Below are 12,557 nucleotides of genomic sequence, written 5' to 3'. Positions count from 1 at the left end.
CCGCTGTCGGGTTCGCCGCCGGGTCCGCCGACCGGCCCGCTGTCGGGTTCGACGGCGTCGAGGTGCCGGCGTCGAGCGCGTACGTCGTCGGTGCCGGATCGGCCACGAACTGGGCGACCTCCGGACCGGTCGAGCAGTACGCCACCCGGGCCGCGTAGTCGGCGTGGGGCCGGGCCGCCGCCTCGGCGACGGTCTCCAGGAAGGCCAGGGGCGAGTCGGCCAGCATCTCCAGGCGCAGTGCCCGCATACGGGCAGCGTCCGTCGGACGTATCCGATGGACGACGGCTCGGCGGCGATTCGTGCTGCCCGAAACGGTCGTCATGTGGGCATGCATACCGTAGCGACGCCTGCCGATGCACATCGGTCGGCGATCGGTGCCCTTTGCCCTTTTTGTGGTCGTGCGACTTTGTCACGCCTCGTGTACCGTGCGTTTTCGATCGCCTGTTTCGACAGTCATCGTCGACCCGGAATCGGTGGTCCAATGCTCGGCCGTGTCCACCGCGACCGAGGGCTTTCCAGCGCCGTGCAGAGTGAGGAAGTGCACCGTGGCACAGGGCACCGTGAAGTGGTTCAACGCCGAGAAGGGCTACGGCTTCATCGCCGTGGACGGCGGGCAGGACGTCTTCGTTCACTTCTCGGCCATCGAGATGGACGGCTACAAGGCGTTGGACGACGGGCAACGAGTCGAGTTCGAGATCGCGCAGGGGCAGAAGGGGCCGCAGGCCGAGCGGGTACGCGCCGTCTGATCGGGACCACCGGGGCCGGCACGCCCCCCGGTCGGCGGTGGAGATCTCACCCCATCCGCCTGAGGGGATGCGTGTCCGGCGTTCGCCGGGGAGGATCATGAGCCGTTCCAGCCGTTGCTGCTGAGGAGGCCTCATGACCGACCAACCGCCGCCCGGGCCGCCCAGCCCTCCGTTCGGCCACCCGGCCCCGGGGTCGGACCCGTACGGGCAGCCACCGGTCTCCGGCCAGCCGATGTACCCCGGTCAGCCCCCGTACCCCGGTCAGCCGTACCCGGGTCAGCAGTCGGGCCACCCGGGTCAGCCCCCGTACCCCGGTCAGCCGTACCCGGGGGCGGCATACCCCGGAACGGCGTACCCGGGTCAGTTTCCCCAAGGAGCGGGGTACGCGCCGTACCCGGGAGCGGTCCATCCCGGACCGGGGTATGGCTGGAACCCGAACGACCCGCTGGTGAACCCGCCCGGCGGCGAGTTGAGCGGCTGGTGGAGCCGGTGCATCGGGGTGGTCCGCCGGGGTTGGGTGGTGTTGCTGCCGCTGCTCCTGATCACCCAGGTCCTGCCGGCGATCATCATGTCGGTCCTGGTCCTCGCCCTCGGGCCGGCGCTCGGTCTGACGACCCCACAGGTGACGAGCGAGACGACGGCGCTGCCCGACGGCCTCCTGCGTGACATGAGCATCTTCGTCACGACCATCACCGCCTCCGCCATCCTCATCGGGCTCCTGCAGAGCGTGGGTTGGGCGGCGGGGACCTGGGTGATCACCCGGCAGGCGGTCGGTGAGTCGGTGACCCTCGGGTCGGCCCTGCGGTACGGACTGAGCCGGGCTCCCGGCCTGTGGGGCTGGACCCTCCTGGTCGGGCTGCTGGTCTTCGTCGGCATCTGCCTGTGCTTCCTGCCCGGCGTCTACCTCGCCGCCGCGTTGAGCCTGGCCGGTCCGGTCTACCTGTTCGAGCGGAGCAACCCGATCGGGCGCTCCTTCCAGATGTTCCACTCCTCCCGGTTCGGGATGCTGGTGGGTCGGCTGGCGTTGATGGCGGTGGTGGTGATCGGGATCCCCCTGACTGTCGACCTGTTCCGGCAGATCGGCATGCAGGCCTTCAGCGAGGCTCCGTTGGCCTGGCCGATCGCCTCGCCGGGGGAGGCGGTGGGGGCCCTGGTGGTCACCGCCGTGGCGTCGGTGTTGACCCTGCCCGCGTACCTGTTCCAGCAGGTCGCGCTGGTTGTCACCTATGCCGAGCAACGGATTCACGAGGGGCCGGTGGACAGCGCCCGACTCGCGGCTGAACTCGGGTGAGGGCAGGCATCGTGCTTGCACTCGGCAGGGGAGAGTGCTAAACAAGTCATTGGCACTCGCACACCGCGAGTGCCAATGGTCGGGGCGGTAGGGCCACGATCGTGCGCTGTCTCTGTGGATGGCGGACGGGACGTGGCCGGTCGTCGCGGGCTATCCGGCCCGGCCGACGGATGTCGTTGTCACGCGACGGCGACGTCCCAAGGTGCGTACACCAGGCGGCCCATCCGGGACACACACTCGGGTGGCCCGTGAGTGTCCAGGAGGACAACGCCGTATGGCCAAGATTATCGCCTTCGACGAAGAGGCTCGCCGCGGTCTCGAGCGGGGCATGAACCAGCTCGCCGACGCCGTAAAGGTGACCCTCGGCCCCAAGGGCCGCAACGTCGTGCTCGAGAAGAAGTGGGGTGCCCCCACCATCACCAACGATGGTGTGAGCATCGCCAAGGAGATCGAGCTCGAGGACCCGTACGAGAAGATCGGCGCCGAGCTGGTCAAGGAGGTCGCGAAGAAGACCGACGACGTCGCCGGTGACGGCACGACGACGGCGACCGTCCTGGCCCAGGCCCTCGTCCGCGAGGGTCTGCGCAACGTGGCCGCCGGTGCCAACCCGATGGCCCTCAAGCGGGGCATCGAGGCTGCGGTCGCCAACGTCTCGGAGGAGCTGTCCAAGCTCGCCAAGGACGTCGAGACCAAGGAGCAGATCGCCTCCACCGCCTCCATCTCCGCTGGTGACACCAGCGTCGGCGAGATCATCGCCGAGGCGATGGACAAGGTCGGCAAGGAAGGCGTCATCACCGTCGAGGAGAGCAACACCTTCGGGCTGGAGCTGGAGCTCACCGAGGGTATGCGCTTCGACAAGGGCTACATCTCGGCCTACTTCATGACCGACCCGGAGCGTATGGAGGCCGTCTTCGACGACCCGTACATCCTGATCGCGAACAGCAAGATCTCCTCGGTCAAGGACCTGCTCCCGATCCTGGAGAAGGTCATGCAGTCGGGCAAGCCGCTGCTGATCATCGCCGAGGACCTGGAGGGCGAGGCCCTAGCCACCCTGGTGGTCAACAAGGTCCGTGGCACCTTCAAGTCGGTCGCCGTCAAGGCGCCGGGCTTCGGTGACCGCCGCAAGGCCATGCTGACCGACATCGCCATCCTCACCGGTGGCCAGGTCATCAGCGAGGAGGTCGGCCTCAAGCTGGACGCCGCCGACGTCGAGATGCTGGGCCGCGCCCGCAAGGTCGTGGTGACCAAGGACGAGACCACCATCGTCGACGGTGCCGGCGACGCCGACCAGATCCAGGGCCGGGTGAACCAGATCCGGGCCGAGATCGACAAGAGCGACTCCGACTACGACCGGGAGAAGCTGCAGGAGCGGCTGGCCAAGCTGGCCGGTGGCGTTGCGGTGATCAAGGTCGGCGCGGCCACCGAGGTCGAGCTGAAGGAGCGCAAGCACCGCATCGAGGACGCCGTCCGCAACGCGAAGGCCGCCGTCGAGGAGGGCATCGTCCCGGGTGGTGGCGTCGCGCTGGTGCAGGCCGGCAAGAGCGCCTTCGACAAGCTGGACCTGACCGGCGACGAGGCCACCGGGGCCCAGATCGTCAAGATCGCCCTGGACGCCCCGCTGCGGCAGATCGCCGTCAACGCGGGCCTTGAGGGTGGCGTGGTCGTCGAGCGCGTCCGCAACCTCGACGCCGGGCACGGCCTCAACGCCGCCTCCGGTGAGTACGTCGACCTGCTGGCCGCGGGCATCATCGACCCGGCCAAGGTGACGCGCTCGGCGCTGCAGAACGCGTCGTCGATCGCCGCGCTCTTCCTCACCACCGAGGCCGTCGTGGCGGACAAGCCGGAGAAGAACCCGGCCGCCCCGGCTGCTCCGGGTGGCGGGGAGATGGACTTCTGAGTCCAGCTTCACCAACGCCGAACGGGGCGGGCCGCTGACGCGGTCCGCCCCGTTCCGTCTCCAGCGGTACAGGGGGCGGCGTGCCCAGGTGGCGGGTGACACCGCGTCCCGGAGCCGTCGCCAGCACCAACCCGCGCGGGTCAGCCTCGGGCGGCCCGGACGGCGGCGTACGCGTCGACCAGACCGGCACCGGTGATGGCGGCGTCCCCACCGCACCGGTCCGCCCGGTCCCCGGAACGGTAGGTCGGCTGGGCGGGGGTGGCGGTCTCCCGCAGGATCTGCCGAGTCCGGTCCAGATCACCGACCAGACCCGGGTTCGCCGACCACATCAACGCCACCACCCCGGCGACCTGCGGAGCCGCCATCGAGGTGCCGTCCAGGGAGGCGTACCCCCCGCCGGGCATCGCGGAGAGCACCCCCGCGCCCGGCGCGACCAGATCCGGTTTGGCCTGCCCGTCCGCCGCAGCTCCGCGGCTGGAGAAGAGGGTCACCCGGCGTTGCCGGTCCACCGCCCCGACCGTGAACACGTCCGGGTACGGCGCCGGGGGGTCCTGGATCGAGCCACAGAACGGGCCGGTGTTGCCGGCGGCGGCGACCACGAGGATCCCCGCCGCCTCCAGCGCTGCGGTGGCCGGCTGGAGGACCCCCGGGTCACAGCCCTCGATCGGCGGGCAGCCCCACGAGTTGGTCAGCACCTCCGGGGCGCGTTCGGGCCGACCGTCGGTGAACGGGTCCCCGCCGGCGGGGAAGGGGGCCAGCATGAACTGGAGACAGTCCAGGTAGAGACCGGGGCTGCCCAGGTTCCGGTCGAGGTTGATGCAGCCGGTCCACTGGGCGTCGGGGGCCACCCCGATGCCGTTGCGGCCGACAGCGCTGCCCAGCGTGTGGGTGCCGTGTCCACTGCGGTCGGTCGGGGTACGCGTGCCGTTCCACGGGTCGTACCAGGAGTCCGTCCCGCCCCGGAACCCGTCGGTGAGGGTCGGGTGGGCGACGTCCACCCCGGAGTCCGAGCTGCCCACCACCACCCCCGCCCCGGTCACCCCGAACTCCGACCAGACCCGGTCGGCGCCGATCAGGGACACGTTCCAGGCCGGGCCGGTGGGTGGCGGCTCGTCGCCCCGGGAGGCGGCGGCGGGAACGGGTACCGGCCGCAGACGCTGACTCACTAGGACCCTTGACACCTCGGGACGGCGGGACAACCAGGCCCGCACCCCCGGGCCGCCGTCGGTCTCGATCGCGTTGACCAGGTAGTAGGGCGTGTGGGTCAGCCGCAGCCGGGTCAGCTCCCGGCGCAGCCCCGACTGGGTACGGTCGGCAGTGGCGAGCAGCCGCCGGTGGACCTCGGCGGCGCGGGCGTCCCGGCCGGCCCGACCGGGCACCCCGCCCGCGATGCCGGTCAGGTCGGCCTGCTCGCGGAGGACCACAAGGAGTCGTTCGCCGTGCAGGCCGGGCTGACCCAGGCCGACACCGACCACAGCGACCCCGGCCAGCACGGCGACGGCGGTCACCCCCGCCACCCGCCGGTCCGGCGTGAACCCGCATGCCCTACCGAACGCGACGCCGTACCCGAGGGCGAGCAGCAGTGCGACGACGAGCCCGGCGGCGGTCGCCGTCGCGACCCAGAACGGGACGTCCCGGCCGTCGGCCAACAGCAGGGTGACCTCCTCCGGGTCGGTGAAGGCCAGCGGGCCCAGCACGACGAGCCCGACCAGCCAGCGGGTCGGGGCCCGGTCGGCAGTCCGACCGGTACGCCACGCCACCGCCCAGAGCGCGGCCAGGACGAACCCGGTCGGCGGGAGCGTCCACAGCGCCGGTAGCTGGGCACCGGACTGGCCGGTCCCCGCCCCGACCACCAGGAGGGTGACCCCGGCGACCAGGCCACCGACGAGCAGCAGCCGGGCCGGTCGGGGCGGGGTGCCGACTGTGAAGCGTTCCCACAGGGCCGGGGCCAGCAGCACCCCGGCCAGGGTGCCAACGGCCGCCGCCGCCGCGACGGCGAGCAGGGTCTCCAGCAACCCGCCGAGCGCCCCCACCCAGATCCAGGGCAGCAGCAGCAGGAGCCCGGCCGCGACCGCGAGCAGGGTCACCGCCGTCGGCCGCCGTCCCCTCTGCCCGGTCGCGGTGTCGGCCGGGTGCGGTGGCGCGGCCGGGTGCGGTGGTGGGGCGGGGTCGGTCCGGCGGGCTCGGTGCAGCAGCCGCCCCAGGGCCCACGCCGCCAGGGCGGCGGTGACGGCCAGGGCGGCCAGATACGCCTCGTGGTGCACCGGGGGGATCGCCCGGAGCAGGACCAGCCCGCCGAGGGCGAAGGCCGCGCCGACCCAGGCCCACCCGGTGACCCGGACCGCCGCCGACCGGGGGACCAGGCCGAGCAGCAGCGCGGGGGTGCCGAGCAGGACGACGCTCGTCACGGCGATCCCGGGCCAGAGGAGCACCACCCGGTGCAGGCCGGTGGCGAGCAGCAGTTGGTCGACCAGCCAGCCGGCCGCCTGGCTGAACGTGACGAACCCGACTGTCCAGAGCCCCACCAGCACCGCCGCCACCACCGCCCAGGGGCTCGGGGGGCGTGCCGGGGCCGGCGTCGACCCGGGTGGCCACACCCCCGGGTGACCAGGGAATCCACCGGGTCCGGGACCGTACGGGCCCGGCACTGGTGCGCCTGCGGTTGGGGGGTGACCGGCCGCCATGTCCTGACAGTACGGGCAGGGCGGCACATGCCGCCCCGGGGTCACGGCGTTACGGTGGACGGGTGCGTGACCCCAACGTCTCCCGCGCCCTCGCCGGTCAGCTCTCCCCTGCCCGCCGCGCCACCGACCTGCGCCGTCTCCGGGCGGAACGGTTCGACGTGCTCGTCATCGGTGGTGGTGTCACCGGGGCCGGTGCCGCCCTGGACGCCGCCTCCCGGGGGTTGAAGGTCGCGCTGGTCGAGGCCCGCGACCACGCCGCCGGCACCTCCAGCCGGTCCAGCAAGTTGATCCACGGTGGCCTGCGCTACCTGGAGCAGTTGGAGTTCGGTCTGGTCCACGAGGCGCTCACCGAGCGGGGGCTGCTCGCCACCCGGTTGGCCCCGCACCTGGTCCGCCCGGTGCCGATCCTGGTCCCGCTCCCCGCCGGGCAGGGGGCGCGGAGCCTGCCCGCCCGGGCCTGGCGGCGGGCCTACTACGGCCTCGGGGTGGCCGCGTACGACACCTTCGCCGGGTTGGTCGGCGGAGGCCGGGGGATGCCGCTGCACCGGCACCTCACCCGGGAGGGGGCCCGACGGATCTTCCCCAGCCTGCGGACCGACGCCCTGGCCGGGGCGATCCGTTACCACGACGGGCAGGTCGACGACGCCCGGTTGGTGGTCACCCTGGCCCGCACGGCGGCCAGCATGGGTGCCACGGTGGTCACCAGCGCCCGCGCCGTCGGGCTGGTCCGGCAGGCCCGGGAGGTCACCGGGGTCCGGGTCCGTGACCTGGAGGCACCGCCCAACTCCCCGGACGCCGAGTTCGAGGTACGCGCCCGTACCGTCGTCGCGGCCACCGGGGTGTGGAGCGACGACATGTCGCGGATGCTCAACGACGTGGGGCTGCGCCCCGGGATCCGGGTCCGGGCGTCGAAGGGGGTACACCTGGTGGTGCCCCGTTCGGCGATCACCGGGGAGACCGGGCTGATCCTGCGGACCCCGACCTCGGTGCTCTTCGTGATCCCGTGGGGCGGGCACTGGATCATCGGCACCACCGACACCGACTGGCGGCTGGACCGCTCCCACCCGGCCGCCTCGGCCCGGGACATCGCGTACCTCCTCGACCAGGTCAACACGGTGTTGGAGCGGCCGTTGACCACAGACGACATCGAGGGGGTCTACGCCGGGCTGCGACCACTGCTGGCCGGCGAGGCCGACTCCACCTCGAAGCTCTCCCGGACCCACGCCGTCTTCGAGCCGATGCTCGGGCTGCTCCTGGTCGCCGGGGGCAAGTACACGACGTACCGGGTGATGGCCTCCGACGTGATCGACCGGGCCGCCCGGCGGCTCGGCGGGGTACGCCCCTCGCGCACCGCCGACCTGCCGCTGCTCGGTGCCGACGGGTACGCGGCGATGTGGCGGGACCGGGCCGACCTGGCCCGCCGACACCAGATGCCGGTCGGGGTGGTGGAACACCTGTTGGAGCGGTACGGCACCCTCGCCCTGGAACTGCTCGCCCTGATCGACGCCGACCCGCTGCTGGCCTCCCCGCTGGCCGGTGCCCCGGAGTACCTGGCCGCCGAGGTGACGTACGCGGCCCGGGCCGAGGGGGCGCTGCACCTGGAGGACGTGCTGACCCGGCGTACCCGGATCTCCTTCGAGACCGCCCACCGTGGCCTGGACTCCGCCGAGCACACCGCCGAGCTGATGGGCGCGGTGCTGGGCTGGGACGCCGCCACCAGGGACCGCGAGGTGGCCCACTACCGGGCCCGGGTCCTGGCGGAACGGCAGTCGCAGACCATGCCCGACGACGCCACCGCCGACGCGGCCCGGCTCGGGGCGCCCGACGTCCGTGGCTTCTCCGCCGACCGGGGCGGCGACGGCGACCCGGCGGAGGTCAACGCCGGCTGGTGACCCCCGGGGGTGCCGGCGAGGGCGAGACGGGGCGGCCCCGGTGGCTCTCCCCCCGGTGGGGCGGAGGGCTGCTTCGGATCGGCGTGACGTGCAGCCTGGCGACGACCGAGGTTGTGGTCGGATCGGGGAGGTGCCCGGTCGCCAGGTGGTCGGATCGGGTGGACTCCGAGGCGGGGACCCCCGGCCCGGAGGTGCGTCTGAGGCCGTTGATGTCTCTGTTGGAGTTTCGCGTCAACGCGTAACTTTGGGGCTTCATGCGCTGTGCGTTCAGGAATTCCCGCAGATCGTCCGCGGTGATCTTCGAAGGATGGTGGAGTTTCCGGTCGGTCGTCCTGAGCCATTGGCTGACCGTGTGGTGGGTGGGTTCCACCCCGGGCGTACTGTACGGGTTCTCCGCCGTCGGCGGCCACAGTTTCGCCAGGAATTCCTGGTATTCCTTGCCCACTGTCTCTTTCTTTTTCAGGCCGACGACCCTGCGGTTCTCCCAGACGAAACTGTAGTCGGGGGCGAGATTGTGTTCTTTGGCGAACTCGTCCAGGTTCTGTATGCGAAGGGACTGGGAGTCGTGTCTCCGTCGGCCCGTCACCATCAGCCACTCGGCGATGATCTCAGGGTCGGGAGGTGCCGTCGGGATCGCATAGGGGTGGTCTCCGGTGGGTCCGATCAGACCGGCCCTGAAGGTGAAGTACCTCTCCGCCATCTCCTCTGCCGGGGTGCGTTCCAGCCCCACGGGTCTGCTGCTCCAGTTCCGCACGATCCGATAGCTGCCGGGCTTCAGATTGTGGACGTGCAGGAACTCCCAGAGGTCTTTCTCGGTGATCTTCGAAGGACGGTGAAATTCTCGATCGGTCGTTCTGAGCCACTGGCTGACCGTGTGATGGGTGGGCTCCACCTGCGGCGTGCAGTAACAGTCGCCAGCAGCGGGCGGATCGAGGCCCGCAGTGAATTCGAGGTATACATCTGTGAGTAGCGTTTTGGGTCGCAGGCCGACTACCTTGTTTGCCTTCCCAACCAGTTCGTACGAGTCGGGCAGGATGCCGGTGGCCTCGGTGAAGGCTTCCAGGTCACCGACCTGGACCTCTCTTGGTCCGGGCTGCCGTAGGCGACCCGTGACTCTGCACCAGTCGCTGATCGTGACGTGGTCGGGCCGCACAGTGGGAAGCGTGTAGGCGTCAGGGTCGGGGGGCCGGATCAGGCCGGCCTCGAACTCCTCGAAAGTGGGCACGTCGTGGGTGACGTTCGGCAGGGGACGGGGTTCACGTCGACCGGGTGTCGACGCTGTGACTCAGAGCACCTTGCCGGGGTTGAGGAGGCCGGCCGGGTCGAGGGCGGACTTGATCGCCTGGTGCACCCGGACGCCGACCGGGCCGATCTCCTCGGCCAGCCAGTCCCGCTTGAGCAGCCCGACCCCGTGCTCGCCGGTGCAGGTGCCGCCCAGGGCGAGCCCGAGTCGCATGATCTCGTCGAAGGCCCGTCGGCCGCGCGCCACGCTGACCGGGTCGGCGCGGTCCACCACGATGTTGGGGTGCATGTTGCCGTCCCCGGCGTGCCCGACCACCCCGATCGGCACGTCGCACTCGACGGCGATCCGGGCCACCCCGTCCAGGAGCGCCGCCAGGGCCGCCCGGGGTACCGCCACGTCGTCGATGACCAGGCCGCCGTTGCCCTGCGGGTAGGTCCGGGCGGCGAAGTGCTCCATCGCCGGGTGGGCCAGCCGCCGGGCCTGGAGCAGGGCCGCCGCCTCCACCGCGTCGGTGGCCGCGTACACCTCGTCGGCACCGGCGGCGGTGCAGACCTCCCCGATCAGGGCCAGGTCACCCGGGGCCCGGTCACCGGTGTCCACGGCGGCCAGCAGCAACGCCTCGGCGTCGGTACGCAACCCCATCGGCCGGTACGCCTCGATCGCCGACAGGTGGGTGCGGTCGAGCAGCTCCAGCAGGCTCGGGGTGAGCCCCTGGGCGGCGATCCGGGCCACCGCGTCGCCCGCCGAGGCGGTGGAGTCGAAGACCGCCACCAGGGTCAGGGACTGCTCCGGGGCCGGGCGCAGCCCCACAGTCACCTCGGTGATCACCCCGAGGGTGCCCTCCGAGCCGACGAAGAGGCGGGTCAGGTCGTATCCGGCGACGCCCTTGGCGGTACGCCTACCGGTGCGCAGCACCTCGCCGGAGGCGAGCACCACCTCCAGACCGAGGACGTACTCGGTGGTCACGCCGTACTTGACGCAGCACATCCCCCCGGCGTTCGTGGAGACGTTCCCGCCGATCGTCGACGACTCCCAGGAGCCCGGGTCGGGCGGGTAGTAGAGCCCCTGCTCCGCCACCGCCCGGGCCAGCGCGGCGTTGACCACCCCGGGCTGCACCACGGCGATCCGGGACACCGGGTCGATCTCCCGGATCTCGTCCATCGCCACCATGCTCAGCACCACCGCGCCGTCGACGGCGTTCGCCGCCCCGGCCAACCCGGTGCGGGCACCCTGCGGCACCACCGGCACGCCGTGTCCGGCGGCGGCGCGGACCACAGCGACCACCTCCTCGGTGGTGCGGGGCCGGACCACCACCGCAGGGGTCCCGGCGGCGCAGAGGTCCGCCTCGTCCCGCCGGTGCATCCGCAGCAGGTCCGGGTCGGTCAGCACGGCGTCGGCACCGAGAGCGGCACGCAACTCGGTGATCAGGGGGGTTCCGGCCATGCGGGGAAGGCTAACCCCGGCTCGTACCACCCGCCAGGCGGTGTCGGGTGACTCCTGGTCCGCGAGGATTCACCCCGAGCCGTACGGGTAGTCCCGTCCATGGCCCGAGACCGGCGACCCTCCCTGCTGCGACGTGCATCGTTGCGTGACGCTGCGGTGGACGTCGACGGGGCGCGGATCGCCGAGGCGATGGGCCAGTTGAAGCATCGTGGCCACGCCACCCTGAAGGACCGCCTGCACCGGCTCCGGTCCACCGCCGTCCTGGCCCTGCAGGCCGGGCTGGCCGCCGCCCTGTCCTGGCTGATCGCGCGGGACCTGCTCGGCAACCCGCAGCCGGTCTTCGCCCCCATCGCGGCGGTCGGCACCCTGGCCGCGTCGGTGGGTCAGCGGTTCCGTCGGACCATGGAGTTGATCCTCGGGGTGGGGGCCGGGGTGGCAGTGGGTGACCTGCTGGTCTACCTCGTCGGCACCGGGGCCTGGCAGCTCGGTGTGATCGTCACCCTGGCCATCCTGGTGACCATCTTCTTCGGCGGGTCGGTGGCGGTGGTGATCCAGGCCGCCGCGACGGCGGTCCTGATCGTCACGCTCAACCCTTCGGCGAAGACGCTGGAGATACCCCGGTTCATCGACGCGATGGTCGGCGGCGGCACAGCGCTCCTGGTGACCGCGCTGCTCCTCCCCCTCAACCCGCTCCGGGTGATCAACCGGGCGGCCCGTCCGGCGATGGACCTGCTCGCCGACCAGCTGGAGCGGACCGCCTCCGCGCTGCGGGACCGGGACCGGGACGCCGCCCAACAGTCCCTGGAACGTCTCAGGGACAACAAGGGGGAGCTGACCGACTTCGTCGAGGCCATCGAGGGGGCCAAGGAGACGATCACCATCTCCCCGGCCCGCTGGCACCGGCGCAGCGAGCTGACCCACTACGCGGAGGCGGCCGAACCGATCGACCGGGCGATGCGCAACAGCGGCACCCTGATCCGCCGGGCGGTCACCCTGATCGAGGACGGCGAGACGATCCCCGAGCCGATGCCGGACGCCGTCGACCACCTCGCCGAGTCGGTACGCCTGCTCCGCCACGAGTTCGCGGTGGGTGAGGAACCCCAACGGGCCCGGGAACGATCCCTGCGCGCGGTCAGCGAGGCCGGTCGGGCGTACACCGAGGGGGTCGGGTTCTCGGGCAGCGTGGTGGTCGCCCAGGTCCGGACCACCGCCAGCGACCTCCTGGTGGCCTCCGGTGTCGAACAGGAGGAGGCGAACCGGCTGATCCGGGAGGCCTTCGGGGACTCCGAGAGCGCCGAACAGCCGGCCGAACACAACACCGCCCCGAACCCGCCGACCACCCCGCCCCTGGGCTGAGCCGA

General features: G+C 71.9%; 8 protein-coding genes and 1 pseudogene. 5 read left to right on the top strand and 4 right to left on the bottom strand.

All coding sequences use genetic code 11. The features are described 5' to 3' along the window. Nucleotides 1-322: pseudogene (locus ABT336_RS02250) on the bottom strand (hypothetical protein); the annotation flags it as partial. Nucleotides 323-545: 223 nt separating this feature from the next. On the opposite strand from ABT336_RS02250, the gene ABT336_RS02245 reads away from it, so the two are divergent. The 3 genes from ABT336_RS02245 (at nucleotide 546) to groL (ending at nucleotide 3,934) form a co-directional block, all read left to right on the top strand. Beyond that, on the top strand, nucleotides 546-746 hold the full coding sequence (locus tag ABT336_RS02245; protein ID WP_350894640.1) for a cold-shock protein: 201 nt from the start codon (nucleotides 546-548) through the stop codon (nucleotides 744-746). A gap of 133 nt (nucleotides 747-879) precedes the next feature. Beyond that, a complete protein-coding gene (locus ABT336_RS02240) occupies nucleotides 880-2,037 on the top strand; it encodes a hypothetical protein (RefSeq protein WP_350894639.1) in 1,158 nt (385 codons plus the stop codon). Between the two features lie 274 nt (nucleotides 2,038-2,311). After that, nucleotides 2,312-3,934 (top strand): chaperonin GroEL, encoded by a 1,623-nt coding sequence (gene groL / locus ABT336_RS02235; protein ID WP_350894638.1) that lies wholly within the window; start codon nucleotides 2,312-2,314, stop codon nucleotides 3,932-3,934. Nucleotides 3,935-4,074: 140 nt separating this feature from the next. On the opposite strand, the gene ABT336_RS02230 is transcribed toward groL, so the two are convergent. Then, nucleotides 4,075-6,531 carry a S8 family serine peptidase gene (locus tag ABT336_RS02230; RefSeq protein ID WP_350894637.1) on the bottom strand — a complete coding sequence of 819 codons (2,457 nt, stop codon included), beginning with the start codon at nucleotides 6,529-6,531 and terminating at the stop codon, nucleotides 4,075-4,077. A 149-nt stretch (nucleotides 6,532-6,680) separates the two neighbouring features. Here ABT336_RS02230 and ABT336_RS02225 point away from each other — a divergent pair, with 149 nt between their 5' ends. Further along, complete coding sequence (locus ABT336_RS02225) at nucleotides 6,681-8,510, top strand: glycerol-3-phosphate dehydrogenase/oxidase (RefSeq protein WP_350894636.1); 1,830 nt, start codon at nucleotides 6,681-6,683, stop codon at nucleotides 8,508-8,510. On the opposite strand, the gene ABT336_RS02220 is transcribed toward ABT336_RS02225, so the two are convergent. Then, nucleotides 8,494-9,735 (bottom strand): hypothetical protein, encoded by a 1,242-nt coding sequence (locus ABT336_RS02220; RefSeq protein ID WP_350894635.1) that lies wholly within the window; start codon nucleotides 9,733-9,735, stop codon nucleotides 8,494-8,496. The two genes, ABT336_RS02225 and ABT336_RS02220, sit on opposite strands and share 17 nt — an antisense overlap. Nucleotides 9,736-9,795: 60 nt before the next feature. Next, the gene (locus tag ABT336_RS02215) at nucleotides 9,796-11,196 is read right to left on the bottom strand and encodes an FAD-binding oxidoreductase (RefSeq protein WP_350894634.1); all 1,401 of its coding nucleotides are present in this window, start codon (nucleotides 11,194-11,196) and stop codon (nucleotides 9,796-9,798) included. Between the two features lie 99 nt (nucleotides 11,197-11,295). Here ABT336_RS02215 and ABT336_RS02210 point away from each other — a divergent pair, with 99 nt between their 5' ends. Continuing rightward, the gene (locus ABT336_RS02210; RefSeq protein ID WP_350894633.1) at nucleotides 11,296-12,552 is read left to right on the top strand and encodes an FUSC family protein; all 1,257 of its coding nucleotides are present in this window, start codon (nucleotides 11,296-11,298) and stop codon (nucleotides 12,550-12,552) included. The last annotated feature ends 5 nt before the right edge of the window (nucleotides 12,553-12,557 follow it).

The organism is Micromonospora sp. NPDC000207 (assembly GCF_040300925.1).
Taxonomy (GTDB): Bacteria; Actinomycetota; Actinomycetes; order Mycobacteriales; family Micromonosporaceae; genus Micromonospora.
This window is presented reverse-complemented; position numbering and strand designations above follow the sequence as displayed.